The following is a 13,406-nucleotide window of genomic DNA, read 5'->3' on the forward strand; positions in this document are numbered from 1 at the left end:
TGCGCCGCCGGAGCCTCCGGCGGGGATATTTTTGCCAAGCTGAAAGCCTCAGCCCAGGGCGGCGAAAGCCGGGGCATGGGTGATGGTCGCGCCGGGCTGCAGGCCCGCGCCGATGGCCTGCAGATAGGGGCCGGCATAGGGCGATTTCAGCTCCACGGGCTGGAAGCCGAAGCGGCTGTAATAGGCCGGATCGCCCAAGAGGATGAGGCTGTAGCCCGGCCGGGCGGCGATGGCGGCGCGGATCAGGGCGGAGCCAATACCGCGTCCGTGCAGCGCAGGAGCGACCGCAACCGGCGCCAGCGCCAGCGCCGGGAAGGGGGCCGAGATCGGCGACAGGGCCAGATGGCCAAGTATGGTGCCGCCCTGAGCGGCGACCAGCGAGAGGTTCAGATCACCGTCGCGGCGCAGGGCATCGACCAGCACAGCCTCGTCCGCGCCGCCGAAGGCCGCGAGGTTCAGCGCGTGGATGGCCTGCTGGTCGGCGGGCGTTTCCGCGCGCAGGTACGGGATCACCTCGCTGCGGGTGAAGTCGCGCCGGATCCCGGTCGAGGACCGGCCCCAGTCGCTGGCCTTCATGCGTGCCTGATGGGCCGCGTAGGCCTCGGCATCGGCGAAGAGTTCGTCGAGCGTCCAAACCATCGGGTCCTCGCTTTGCGCAAGGTCAAAGCGCAGGTTCCCCGGTTCGGCGCGGCTGAGGCGGCTGTGATCGGGCAGAAGCGTCAGCGCGGTCAGCATCTCGGCGGTCCCGGCGCAGATAAGGCGCCCGGTCAGGGCGATCATCGGGCGGTCGAGGGCGATGGGCGTGCCCGTGTCGTCGCAGGCTGCGGCGGGGTGGTAGTGGTGGTGTCCGCAGGTGCAGCTGCTCATGCCAGCCTCTGGATCAGGGCCTGTGCGCAGGCCGGGTTTCGGTGCTTCGCGCCAGAGATAACATAGAGATAGAGGTCGCGGCCATCGGCCATTCGGCGGGCCTCGCCCGCCCATGTCTCCAGCCCCGCCGCGTCATAGCCGCCGTCGATATCCTGCGTCCCCATCAGCCGCAGATAGGCGAAATCGGCGGTCGGGGTGTCGATATCGGGGAACCTGCTGTCGCCGGCGCGGACCAGCGCGATGTTGCGCTCGCGGCAGAGATCGGCGGCGGCGGGGTCGGCAAAGCTGAGATGCCGCGCCTCGATCGCGTGGCGCAGGGGCAAGCCGTCCTGTTCGTCGGGCAGAAGCGACAGAAATCCTGCGAAATCAGCGGGATCGAATTGCTTTGTCTCGGCCAGCTGCCAGTTGATCGGGCCAAGCTTCTGTCCGAGCCGGGTGATGCCTGAGGTCAGGAAACGCTGCACGCTGTCGCCGGCCTCGGCCAGAACGCGGCGGTTGGTGGCATAGCGGCTGGCCTTCAGCGCGAAGACGAAATCCTCGGGCGTTTCGTCATGCCATTTCTGGAAGCTCTCGGTCTTCTGGCTGCCGTAATAGGTGGCGTTGATCTCGATGCTCGTGAGCGCGCGGCTGGCGAATTCCAGCTCGCGCTTCTGCGGCAGACCCTCTGGATAGAAGGCGCCGCCGCGCCAGTCGGGAAAATTCCAGCCGCCGATGCCGATGCGGATCATGGGTTTGCTCCTCGGTTCGGGGGGAGGGTAGGGGTGGCGCTGCGCTTGCGCAACCGGATCCCCCCGCTACCCCTCGATCCCCCACCACCTCAGCGTCAGCTTCAGATGGTGATCGATACGCTCCGTCACGGCCATACTGTCGCCGCTTTCCAGCGCGGTGATGATCTGCAGATGCTCCTGCATGGCCGGTCGGACCCGGTCGGGCAGGAAGTTGCGGGCGTTCTGGATGATGGCGATGCGGTTGCGGTTGGCGGCATAGGCCTGCTGCAGGAAGGGATTGTCGAGACCCGAGGCGAGGAAGTCGTGCAGCGACAGGTCGGTGGTGATCGCCCGCTGCGACAGGTCGGCGCCGGGATCGCCCTCGACCTCGGCCAGCAAGGTTTCATGCGCCCGGCGCAGGGCCGACAGGTCGGGGGTGCCGGCGGCCAGCAGCCGCCTTGCGCCCTCCTTGTCCAGCGTGGCGCGCATGTCCATGCAGGCGCGGGTGGTCTCGGGTCCGGTATCCATGATGACCACGCCGCGCTTCGGCAAGATGCGCAGCAGCGACTGTTCCTCGGCCCGCTTGATCGCCTCGCGCGTGGCCGAGAGCGGGAAGCCGATCAGTTCGACCAGTTCCGGCGTGGCCAGAAGCGCGCTGCCGCGCAGGCGGCCGCTGCGCAACTGCGCCAGCAGCATCTTGAAGGCCTGATCCGATTGCAGGTCCTCTGTCGGCTTCATGGTGATATCTCCTTGACCGGCCCGGCCCATTCTCAAGAAATCCAAACGACTGTATCCCGGATTCCGATATAGTCTGGTTCTTCACCTATCAGGTAACATGTTAGATGAAATATCAAGACGAATTTCAGGGAAACAGTTTCAATCCATCCGCGCAAAGGGCGCGACCAGCCGGGAGAAGACGATGTCAGAAGGCGTAACCGACCGCAGCGAAGACGAGACCGAGACCCCCGGACGCTTCCGGATGCCCGATATCTACGTGATCCTCTTCGTGTTCACGGCCATCGCAGCCCTGCTGACCCATATCATCCCGGCGGGGCAATATGACCGGGTGACGCTGCCGAACGGCCGGATCGCGGTGGACCCCGACACCTTCCGCTATATTGATCCGACCCCGGTCGGGATCGAGCAGTTCATGAAGGCGGTGCCGCTGGGGCTGATCGATGCGGCGCAGGTGGTGTTCTTCACCCTGATCATCGGCGGCATGTTCATGGTGATCCGCTTTACCGGCATCATCGACGTGGCGGTGGACAAGCTGACCCGCCGCTTTGCCGGGCGCAGCGTGATGTTGATCCCGGTCCTGATGGTGACCTTCGCCACCATCGCCACGCTGATCGGCACGCAGGAGCTGGCGCTGGTCTATGTGCCCGTGATCCTGCCGCTGATGATCGCGCTGCGCTTCGACTCGGTGGTGGCCGCGGGCACGGCGCTGCTGGCGACGACGGCGGGTTTCGCCTCGGGTGTGCTGAACCCGATCAATACCGGGCTGGGTCAGACCATTGCCGAGCTGCCGCTTTATTCCGGCTTCGGCCTCAGGGTGCTGTTGTTCATCGCGCTGGTCGGGGCGGCGGTGCTGTATCTGATGCGCTATGCGCTGAAGGTGCGGGCCAATCCCGGGCAGAGCCTGATGGCCGGCAACGCGCTGGAGCAGGAAAAGCGCAAGATCTATGTCCATGACCTCGACACGCCGCCGATGCGCTTTACCACCCGGCAGGCCTGGGGCGGGATCGCGGTGCTGGGCTTCTTCGCGGTGATGGTCTGGGGCGTGCTGACCCGTGGCTGGTTCATGACCGAGATGGCGGGGCTCTTCGTCATCATGGGGATCAGCGTCGGCCTGATCGCGGGTCTCAGCAGCGGCAAGATCTGCGAGGCCTTCAACCAGGGGTTCCGCGATGTGATGGTGGGCGCGATGATCGTCGGTCTTGCCCGCGCCGTCGCCGTGATGCTGGAGCAGGGGCAGGTCATGGACACGCTGGTTCACGGTCTGGGTGATCTGGTCGGCGGGCTGCCCGCGACCTTCTCGGCGCTCGGCATGTTCGCCGCCCAGCTTGGCTTCAACTTCGTCATCCCCTCGGGCAGCGGTCAGGCGCTGGTCACCATGCCGATCATGGCGCCGCTGTCGGACCTGATCGGCGTGACCCGGCAAAGCGCGGTTCTGGCCTATCAGCTGGGCGATGGCCTCTCGAACATCCTCTACCCGACCTCGGGCTATTTCATGGCGACGCTGGCGCTGGCCGGTGTGTCCTGGGACCGCTGGGTCCGGTTCTTCCTGCCGCTTTTCGGCATCTGGGTCGGGATCTCGGCGCTGTTCCTGATCTATGCGCAAGCCACGGGTTGGATCGGCTGACCTCCCATCAGTCCGAGACACCCGACGCGGAGGAGGCCAGGTGCAATGCCTGGCCTCTGTCATTTGGGGAAGGCGTCAGTGATCGGCCAGACAGGCGCCGTGATCGGCCAGAGAGGCCAGCACATAGCAATCCCCGGCCTCGCCCGTGCCGCTGCAGCCCTCGGTGATGCGGATCAGCTCGGCCTCCAGCGCCCGCAGCCGCGCGATGCGCTGGCGGACATCGGTCAGCTGCGCATTGGCCATCTGGTTGGCCTGCTGGCAGGAGCGGTCGGGGTGATCCTGCAACTCGATCAGCGCCGCGATCGCCTCGATCGAGAAGCCCAGGTCGCGGGCATGGCGGATGAAGCCCAGCTTCTCCAGCCCCGCCCGGTCATAGCGCCGCTGGTTGCCCTCGGTCCGCTCGGCCGGGGGCATCAGCCCGGTTTCCTCGTAATAGCGGATGGTCGGAACCTTGACGCCGGTGCGCCGGGACAGCTCGCCGATGGTGAACATGAAATCAATCCTTGATCCTCTAGTCACTAGAGGAATTACACCAAGGATGAGATGATTCGAAAGAGGTTCAAGGATGAGCGGATGTTGTGGACACGAGACCAAGTTTGACGGCGTCTCGCCAGATTACCGGCGGCGGTTGTGGATCGTCATCGGGCTGAACGCGGGCATGTTCGCGGTCGAGATGGCGGCGGGGCAGCTGGCCAAGTCGCAGGCGCTGCAGGCGGATGCGCTGGATTTCTTCGGCGATGCGCTGACATATGGCATTTCGCTGGCGGTGATCGGTGCCTCGCTGAGGGTGCGCAGCAATGCCGCGCTGGCGAAGGCGGTCAGCCTCTTGCTGATGGGGCTCTGGGTCTTCGGCTCGACCCTCTGGCGGGTGTTCTATACCGAGATACCCGAGGCCGAGATCATGGGGGTCGTCGGGCTGATGGCGCTGGCGGCGAACCTTGCCAGCGTGGCTTTGCTGGTCAGCTACAAGGATGGTGACGCCAATGTGCGTTCGGTCTGGCTGTGTTCGCGCAATGACGCCATCGGCAATGTCACGGTGATGCTGGCCGCTGCCGGCGTCTGGGGTACGGCGACCGGCTGGCCCGACCTGATCGTCGCCGCGATCATGGCCACGCTGTTCCTGTCCTCGGCCTTCCAGATCATCCGGCAGGCACTGGCCGAGCGGCGCGAGGAAGGCGCACATGCGCATTGACGAGAACGGGCGGGACCTTGGTCCCGCCCGTATGCACGTGTCGCTTATTCCCACTCGATCGTGCCCGGGGGCTTCGAGGTGATGTCATAGGTGCAGCGGTTGATGCCCTTGACCTCGTTGATGATCCGCGTCGCGGTCTCGCCGAGGAAGTCGTGCGTGAAGGGATAGTAATCCGCGGTCATGCCGTCGACCGAGGTGACCGCACGCAGGGCGCAGGCGAAGTCATAGGTGCGTCCGTCGCCCATGACGCCGACGGTGCGCACCGGCAGGATCGCCACGAAGGCCTGCCAGATCTCGTCGTAAAGACCGTGCTTGCGGATCTGGTCGATGAAGACCGCATCGGCCTTGCGCAGGATCTCCAGCTTTTCGCGGGTGATCTCGCCGGGGCAGCGGATGGCGAGGCCGGGGCCGGGGAAGGGGTGGCGGCCGATGAATTTCTTCGGCAGGCCCAATTCATGGCCAAGCGCGCGAACCTCGTCCTTGAAAAGCTCGCGCAGCGGTTCGACCAGCTTCAGCCCCATCTTCTCCGGCAGGCCGCCGACATTGTGGTGGCTTTTGATGGTGACCGAGGGGCCGCCCGAGAAGCTGACGCTTTCGATCACGTCGGGATAGAGCGTGCCTTGGGCCAGAAACTCGGCGCCCTCGATCTCGTTGGCGTATTTCTGGAACACGTCGATGAACAGTTTGCCGATGGTCTTGCGCTTGACCTCGGGGTCGCTGACGCCTTCCAGCGCGCCGATGAACAGGTCGGATTCGTCGGCATGGATCAGCGGGATGTTGTAATTGTCCCGGAACATGGTGACGACTTCCTCGGCCTCGTTCAGCCGCAAAAGCCCGTGATCGACGAAGACGCAGGTGAGGTTGTCGCCGATCGCCTCGTGGATCAGCACGGCGGCCACCGAAGAATCGACGCCGCCCGAGAGGCCACAGATGACCTTCTTGTCACCCACCTGCTCGCGGATTTTGCGGATGGCTTCCTCGCGATAGCTGGCCATGGTCCAGTCGCCGGTGAAGCCCGCCAGCTTCACGAAATTCTCGTAAAGCTTCGCGCCGCGGGGAGTGTGGTGCACTTCCGGGTGGAACTGCACGGCATAGAAATCGCGCGCCGGGTCGGCGGTGATGGCGAAGGGCGCGCCGGGCGAGGTGCCGTAGACCTGGAAGCCGGGGGCGATCTTCGAGACATGGTCGCCATGGCTCATCCAGACCTGCTCGCGACCATCGGCATCGGCGAACCAGCCTTCCAGCAGCGGAAGGCGGTCATCGGCGGGCGTCACGAAGGCGCGGCCAAACTCGGCGGTGCCATGCCCGCTTTCGACCAGCCCGCCCAGTTCCTGCATCATCACCTGCTGGCCATAGCAGATGCCGAGGATCGGCACGCCCATGTCAAAGGCCGAGGCCGGTGGGCGGGGCGATCCGGGGCGGGTCACGCTGTCGGGACCGCCCGAGAAGATGATGGCTTTGGGCGCGAACTCCGTCAGGAACGCATCGGTGACGTTCTGGTAGGGGTGGATTTCGCAATAGACGTTCAGCTCGCGCAGGCGGCGCGCGATCAGCTGCGTCACCTGGGAGCCGAAATCGATGATGAGAAGGCGCTGATGCTGGGTCATGGATGCGCTTTAAGGCTGGCCGCAGGATGGCGCAAGGGGCCAGACGGGCGCGAGTCGGGGGCAGGGGGAACTGAACCTGCCGGTCTCGCGTTCGAAATCATCAATCGAAACAGACGACTGTGCAAGGAGCGCGCCGATGACCCTGATCCGACTGACCGCCCTGACGGCCTGTGCCGCGCTGCTGGCGGCCTGCCAGCCCGGCGGCGGGGCGGACGCGCCCAGCCTTTCGCTCGAGGGAGCCGATCTCGTGCCGCTTGAAACCAGCGTTCCGGTCGATCCGGCGCAGGAGACGCTGGCCCCCAGCTGTTCCAATGACGGCATCGATTCCGCCGCGATGGTCGAGGCGGTGAATGCCGTCCGCGCAGCCGAAGGCAAGGTGATCCTGAGCCCCGAAAGCCGGTTGGACAAGGTCGCGCAGAGCCATGCCTGCGACGTGACCCGGATCGGCAAGCCGACGGTGGCCGGCTCGAACGGGTCGAGCATCGTCGACCGGGCGCGCTCGGTGAACTATCCGACCTGCGGCGTGATCCAGCTGGTCGCGGTCGGTGGCTCGGCGAACGAGGTGATTTCGCGCTGGATGGGCTCGCCTGCGCATCGCGAGCAATTGCTTGGCGATCTCAGCGATGATGTGGGTGCGGGCGTGACGCTTGGCCCCGATGGCCGGCGCTGGTGGAGCCTCGTCATCGGCGACAGCTGCTAAGACGCCGTGGCGGCGCTCAGCGCCGCCGCCGCACGGCGCTGATCGCCAGCAGAGCCAGCATCAGCGCCACCACCGGCCCGTCGCCCCAGCGCATCCAGATGGTTTCCGGCAGATCGCCGGGCAGGGGCGCGTCGATCACCCCCATCTCACCCAGACCCAGCGTCTGGCGCAGCCCGCCCCGCGCGTCGATCACCGCCGAGACGCCGGTATTGGCCACCCGGATTAGCGGCAGGCCCGATTGCACCGCCCGCAGCCGCGCTTGCGCCAGATGCTGATAGGGGCCGGAGAACTGGCCGAACCAGCTGTCATTGGTGATCTGCAAGAGCCAGCCCGGACGCTCGGGCAGCCCGCGCAGGTGCTGCGGGAAGATCGCCTCGTAACAGATCAGCGGCTGGAAGGGCGGCAGCTCGCCCGCAGCCATGACCATCGGGCCGGGGCCGGGGGAATAGCCGTTGCCCTGCTGCGCGGCGAAGGCCGAGATCCCGACCTCGGCCAGTTGATCGCCCCAGGGGATATACTCGCCGAAGGGGACAAGGTGGAACTTGTCGTAAAGCCCGGTCACCGCTCCCGCGCGGTCCAGCGTCACGAGGCTGTTGTAATAGCGGCTGCCCTCGCTTCGCTGGATGCCGAGGATCAGCGGCGCATCGGCGGCGCGGGCCAGATCGGGCAGGACGGGCGTCGCGTCCTCCAGCAGGAAATTCACCGCCGTCTCGGGCCAGATGACCAGATCGCGCGGGCCGGGCGTGGCGGAAAGGTCGATGAGCCGCTGATAGAAGACCCGCGCCCAATCGGGGTCCCATTTCAGCGCCTGCTCGGCATTGGGCTGCACGAGCCGCAGGGTGAAGGGCCGGTCCTCGGGCAGCGGGCGCGCGAGCCGCGCCAGACCGCCAGCCCAGACCGCGCCGATCAGCAGCACGGTCAGGATCGCGCCCGGGGCAAAGCCGGCGGCGCGGTTGTCGGCGGGGCGCCACAGAAGCGCGGGCAGGGCGGCTGCGATCAGCGTCAGGGCTGACAGACCGCTGGCGCCAAGTCCTGCGGCCAGTTGCGCAACCGGCGTGTCGATCCAGACATGGCCCGTCAGCGCCCAGGGCAGGCCGGTGAAGATCCAGCCGCGCAACCAGTCGGACAGCACCAGCGCGGCGGCGATGCCGAGAACGCGCAGACGCCAGCCACTGCCGATGCGATGCGCGATCCAGACCGGGACGGCCCAGAACAGCCCGCCGCCAAGCGCCATCAGGATCAGCGCGAAGGGCGCCATCCAGCCGTAGACCTCTGGCTCAACCAGAAACGGCTCGATGATCCAGCTGAGGCTGAGGCCAAACCAGCCCATGCCCGCCGCCAGCGCCTGTCCGAAGGCGGCGCGGGGATCGGGGATACGGGCAAGGCGCCACAGTAGAACCGCCAGCGCCAGCACCGTCGCGCCCCAGAGGCCGAACGGGTCAAGGCCAAGGGCCGCGACCAGCCCGAGGGCAAAGGGGATCGCCAAGCCGGTCAGGCGCGCCCGCAGGGGCGGCCGGACATGCGGCGGCTGGCTGGCATCAGGCATGGGCGGCGGTCAGGCCGTTTCGGCCGGGGTCTCGTCGACCTTCTTGCGGCGCGTGCGCTTGGGCTTTTCCGGTGCCGGCTCGGCAGCGGCTTCGGCGGGGAGGTCTGCCGCAACCTCGGCCTTCTTGCGACGGGTGCGCTTGGGCTTTTCCGGGGCTTCGGTGGCGGCTTCCGCAGGCGCGGCCTCGGTCGCTTCCGCCGTCACCGGCTTCTTGCGGCTGCGCGGCGCGCGCTTCGGTTTCTCTGCAACGACCTCGGCCGGGGTCTCGGCCACCGGGGCAGCTTCCGCCGCCGCGACCACTTCCGCTTCGGGCGTGGCGTCCGTTGCGGCTTCTGCCGCCGGTTCCGCCTTCTTGCGGCGGTTGCGCTTGGGCTTCGCCGCCGGTTTCTCGGTGGCTGCCGGAGCTTCAGCCGCCACGGCCTCGACGACCGGTGCCGCGATCACCTCGGCGACCGTCTCGACGGCGGTCTCCGGCGGAAATTCGACCGGGCGGAAGCTTTGCGTCATGAATTCCGGCACATGGTTGCCCATGCCCATGACTTCGGGGCCACGGTCATGATCGCGGCGGCGGTCACGGTGATTGTCCCGGCCGCCCTCGCGGTTGCGGTCACGCCCGCCATCACGGTCCCGGCGATTGCCGTCGCGGTTGCCGTCAAAGCCCCGATCCTGCTGACCCCGATCCTGCTGGCCGCGGTCCTGATGGCCACGCTCTTGGCGCGGCTCGTTGCGGGGCGCGCTGCGCTCTTGCTCGCGGGCTTCCGGCTGCGGGCGCGGCTCGCTGCGGGCCTCGCTGCGATTCTCGTCGCGCGGGCGATCCTCGCGCGGCTCACGGCGCTCGCGGTCACCGCGATCGCGGTTGCGGCTACGGCCACCACGCTCGCCGCGATCACCACGGCGATCATCGCGCCGGTCGCCGCGCGGTGCGGAATGCGCGGCCTCGGACAGCGAGAAGCCCTCGGGCACCTCGCCGCGCGGCAGCGCGTGCTTCACCAGGTTCTCGATGCCCGAGAGGTATTTCTCGTCCGAGGGCGTGGCGAGGCTGATCGCGGTGCCCTTGCGCCCGGCGCGGCCGGTGCGGCCGATGCGGTGGACGTAATCCTCGGAATGGCTGGGCAGGTCGAAGTTGATGACATGGCTGACCGCCGGAATGTCGAGCCCCCGCGCCGCCACGTCCGAGGCGATGAGGAAGCGCAGCTTGCCCTCGCGGAACTCGTCCAGCGTGCGCATCCGCTGGCTCTGGTCCAGATCGCCATGGATCGGCGCAGCGTCATAGCCGTGCTTCTTCAGCGACTTGGCGACGATGTCCACATCGGTCTTGCGGTTGCAGAAGATGATGGCGTTCTTCAGCGCCTCGCCCTCGGCATCGATCAGCGCGCGCAGCAGCTCGCGCTTCTGCTTGGCGGTCTGGTCGCGGCGGGTGGGGGTGATCTCGACCAGCCGCTGGGTGATGTTCTCGCCCGTGGTGGCCTGGCGCGCGACCTCGATCCGCTCGGGGCTGTGCAGGAAGGTGTTGGTGATGCGCTCGATCTCGGGCGCCATGGTGGCCGAGAAGAACAGCGTCTGCCGGGTGAAGGGGGTCAGCTGGAAGATGCGCTCGATATCGGGGATGAAGCCCATGTCCAGCATCCGGTCGGCCTCGTCGACCACCATGATCTGCACGCCGGTCAGCAGAAGCTTGCCACGCTCGAAATGGTCCAGAAGCCGGCCCGGCGTGGCGATCAGCACGTCGACGCCACGATCGATCAGCTTGTCCTGCTCGGCAAAGCTGACGCCGCCAATGAGCAGCGCCTTGGTCAGCTTGGTGTGCTTGGCATAGGTGTCGAAGTTTTCAGCCACCTGCGCCGCCAGTTCCCGTGTCGGGCAGAGGACCAGCGAGCGCGGCATCCGCGCCCGTGCCCGGCCACGACCCAGCAGGGTGATCATCGGCAGGGTGAAGCTGGCCGTCTTGCCGGTGCCGGTCTGGGCGATTCCCAGCACGTCGCGGCCTTCCAGCGCGTGCGGGATGGCGCCGGCCTGGATCGGCGTCGGCGTCTCGTAGCCGGCTTCGGCAATGGCTTTGAGGACCTTGGGGTCCAGCTTCAGGTCAGAGAATTTGGTCATTCGGAGCTTTCTTGCTGTGATGCGCCATCTGGCACCTGCGTTCCACGCCGAGGCCCCGGATCGGGACCTGTTCGGCAAAACTGGGACGCATCGTCATCACGCCCCGCCTTTGACCCGCCGGATGCGGGCTGGCTTGCCCTAGACGAAACCGGGGCTTGCGTCAATATTGCCCGGATTTCAGGGTGAAAAACCGTGACATCCGGCGGAACTCCCGGCAGGGGGTAACGTTCACCGGGTGCAATCAAGCGAACAGGACAGGCGGGATCAGATGGCGACAGAAGCGGCAGGCGGGCTGAGCCCGATCGAGGCATTCGCCATCGTGGGCGTGGCCGGGGTGGCCGCGCAATGGCTGGCCTGGCGCTTCCGGTTGCCGGCGATCGTGCTGATGCTGGCCGCCGGTCTGATCCTCGGCCCGGTCACCGGCATCTTCGTGCCCTCACGCGATATCGGCGACCTGGTGGCGCCGATGATCTCGCTGGCCGTCGCGGTCATCCTGTTCGAGGGCGGGCTGACCTTGAGCTTCAAGCAACTGGCCGACGCGCGGCCAGGGGTTCGGCGGCTGGTCTATATCGGCGCGCCGTTGGGCTGGCTGACCTCGGCGCTGGCCCTGGCCTATGGCGCCGGGCTCAGCTGGGAAAGCGCGGTGGTCTTTGGCGGCATCATGATCGTCACCGGCCCCACGGTGATTGCGCCGCTGTTGCGCACTGCCAAGCTGCGTTCGCGCCCGGCGCAGATCCTGCAATGGGAGGCCATCGTCAACGACCCGATCGGCGCGCTGGCGGCGGTGCTGGCGCTGGGGATCGTGACGGTCTTTCACAGCGACTTGCCGGCGAGTTCCGCCTTCGGGCATTTCGGCCTCGGCATCGCCTTCGCCGTGGCCGTGGGTCTGGCCGGGGGCTGGGTCATTGTCACCGCCTTCCGCCGTGGCTGGGTGCCCGAATACATGAAGGTGCCGCTTCTCTTCGTCAGCGTGCTGGCGGTCTTTGCCATCTCGGATTCGATCCTGCATGAAAGCGGGCTCTTGGCCGTGACCGTCATGGGCCTGATGATCGCCAATGCCGATCTGCCCAGCTATCACGAGCTGCACCGCTTCAAGGAGCACGCCACGATCCTCTTGGTCTCGGGCGTCTTCATCCTGCTGGCGGCCAGTGTCCGCTTCGAGGTGCTGGCGCAGCTGAACTGGTGGCGGGCCGGGCTGTTCTTGATCCTCGTCGTCTGCGTGGCGCGGCCGCTGACGGTGCTGATCTCGCTGACCGGCACCAATCTCAGCTGGCAGGAGCGGCTGTTGATCGCCCTGACCGGGCCGCGCGGCGTGGTGCTGGTCGCCGTTTCGGGCGTCTTTGCCGAGCGGCTGGTGGCGGTGGGGGTGCCGGATGGCGGCCAGATCGCGCCCTTGGCCTTCGTACTGGTGCTGGCGACCGTGGTGCTGCACGGCTTTACCCTTGCGCCGCTCGCGCGCTATCTCGGCCTGACCTCGGGCGAGAAGCCGGGCCTCTTGATCGTCGGTGGCTCGCTGTTCGCGACGGGTCTGGCCAAGGCGCTGCAGAATGCCGATGTGCAGGTGCTGATCACCGACACCAACCGCGACCACCTGCGCACGGCGCGGGCGGCGGGCCTGCCCAGCTTCTACGGCGATATCCTGGGCGAGGCGGCGGATAACAATGTCGAGTTCATCGCCTATTCGGCCATCCTCGCGGCCTCGGACAACGACGCCTATAACACGCTGGTCGCCACCGACCTTGGCCCGGAATTTGGCCGCGACAGCATCTGGCAGGTCGCCCGCCACAAGGAGGATCGCGCCCGCCACGCGCTGCCCAGCCAGTTGGGCGGCCAGCAGATCGCGGGTGGTCGCACGCTGGCGCAATACCTGGACCTTCTGGCGGAGGGCTGGATCTTCCGCACCACCCGCCTGACCGAGGAATACACGCTGGATGACTGGCGCGCGGCGCGCGAGGGGGCGGTGCCGCTGGTGGTGGTGCAGGGCGGCGATCTGTGGTTCGTCGAGGATGCCGAGAAGATCGATGGCAAGGCCGGCACCCGGCTCGTCTCGCTGCTGCCGCCCGAGATCGCCGAGAAGATCCGGCAGGAGAACGAGGCCCAGACCGAGATGAAAGACAAGGCCCGCCAAATCGCTCGCGAGGAGGCTGAGGCCACCCGCAAGGCGCAGGCCGAGGAGACCGGTACCGGTAATGGCGCAGCCGAGGGCAGCGACGACCCGGACCTGGTCGAGACCAAGGGCAAGGCCTGATCTGCCGCGCCGGTGGCGGGTAGGGACGCCTCCGGCGGGGATATTTGCGCCAGGATGAAAGTGGCGAGGCAGGGGCC

The 13,406-nt window shown here is 67.1% G+C and carries 11 protein-coding genes; 4 read left to right on the top strand and 7 right to left on the bottom strand.

Annotated features, from left to right (window positions below):
• Positions 1 to 48 precede the first annotated feature (48 nt).
• The 3 genes from CX676_RS01240 to CX676_RS01250 form a co-directional block, all read right to left on the bottom strand.
• On the bottom strand, positions 49 to 867 hold the full coding sequence (locus tag CX676_RS01240; RefSeq protein WP_101750999.1) for a GNAT family N-acetyltransferase: 819 nt from the start codon (positions 865 to 867) through the stop codon (positions 49 to 51).
• Positions 864 to 1,595, bottom strand: a complete 732-nt coding sequence (locus CX676_RS01245; RefSeq protein ID WP_101751000.1) for a DUF72 domain-containing protein — start codon at positions 1,593 to 1,595, stop codon at positions 864 to 866. Before CX676_RS01245 ends, CX676_RS01240 begins: the two co-directional genes overlap by 4 nt.
• A 66-nt stretch (positions 1,596 to 1,661) precedes the next feature.
• The gene (locus CX676_RS01250) at positions 1,662 to 2,312 is read right to left on the bottom strand and encodes a GntR family transcriptional regulator (RefSeq protein WP_101754057.1); all 651 of its coding nucleotides are present in this window, start codon (positions 2,310 to 2,312) and stop codon (positions 1,662 to 1,664) included.
• A 181-nt stretch (positions 2,313 to 2,493) separates the two neighbouring features.
• Between CX676_RS01250 and CX676_RS01255 the strand changes: the two genes are divergently transcribed.
• Entirely contained in the window at positions 2,494 to 3,936 is a 1,443-nt protein-coding gene (locus CX676_RS01255; protein ID WP_198590254.1) for a YfcC family protein, read from the top strand.
• A gap of 75 nt (positions 3,937 to 4,011) precedes the next feature.
• On the opposite strand, the gene CX676_RS01260 is transcribed toward CX676_RS01255, so the two are convergent.
• A complete protein-coding gene (locus CX676_RS01260; protein WP_101751001.1) occupies positions 4,012 to 4,428 on the bottom strand; it encodes a MerR family transcriptional regulator in 417 nt (138 codons plus the stop codon).
• Positions 4,429 to 4,501: 73 nt separating this feature from the next.
• On the opposite strand from CX676_RS01260, the gene CX676_RS01265 reads away from it, so the two are divergent.
• A complete protein-coding gene (locus CX676_RS01265) occupies positions 4,502 to 5,128 on the top strand; it encodes a cation transporter (RefSeq protein WP_101751002.1) in 627 nt (208 codons plus the stop codon).
• A gap of 44 nt (positions 5,129 to 5,172) precedes the next feature.
• On the opposite strand, the gene guaA is transcribed toward CX676_RS01265, so the two are convergent.
• Positions 5,173 to 6,735 carry a glutamine-hydrolyzing GMP synthase gene (gene guaA, locus CX676_RS01270; protein ID WP_101751003.1) on the bottom strand — a complete coding sequence of 521 codons (1,563 nt, stop codon included), beginning with the start codon at positions 6,733 to 6,735 and terminating at the stop codon, positions 5,173 to 5,175.
• A 136-nt stretch (positions 6,736 to 6,871) separates the two neighbouring features.
• On the opposite strand from guaA, the gene CX676_RS01275 reads away from it, so the two are divergent.
• Positions 6,872 to 7,435 carry a CAP domain-containing protein gene (locus tag CX676_RS01275; protein ID WP_101751004.1) on the top strand — a complete coding sequence of 188 codons (564 nt, stop codon included), beginning with the start codon at positions 6,872 to 6,874 and terminating at the stop codon, positions 7,433 to 7,435.
• 16 nt (positions 7,436 to 7,451) lie between these two features.
• Here CX676_RS01275 and lnt read toward each other — a convergent pair whose 3' ends face one another.
• Both lnt and CX676_RS01285 read right to left on the bottom strand, forming a co-directional pair.
• A complete protein-coding gene (lnt, locus tag CX676_RS01280) occupies positions 7,452 to 8,981 on the bottom strand; it encodes an apolipoprotein N-acyltransferase (protein WP_101751005.1) in 1,530 nt (509 codons plus the stop codon).
• 9 nt (positions 8,982 to 8,990) lie between these two features.
• On the bottom strand, positions 8,991 to 11,081 hold the full coding sequence (locus tag CX676_RS01285) for a DEAD/DEAH box helicase (protein WP_101751006.1): 2,091 nt from the start codon (positions 11,079 to 11,081) through the stop codon (positions 8,991 to 8,993).
• A 268-nt stretch (positions 11,082 to 11,349) separates the two neighbouring features.
• Here CX676_RS01285 and CX676_RS01290 point away from each other — a divergent pair, with 268 nt between their 5' ends.
• Complete coding sequence (locus CX676_RS01290; RefSeq protein WP_101751007.1) at positions 11,350 to 13,329, top strand: cation:proton antiporter; 1,980 nt, start codon at positions 11,350 to 11,352, stop codon at positions 13,327 to 13,329.
• Positions 13,330 to 13,406 lie beyond the last annotated feature (77 nt).

It is taken from the genome of Paracoccus zhejiangensis (genome assembly GCF_002847445.1).
Taxonomy (GTDB): domain Bacteria; phylum Pseudomonadota; class Alphaproteobacteria; order Rhodobacterales; family Rhodobacteraceae; genus Paracoccus; species Paracoccus zhejiangensis.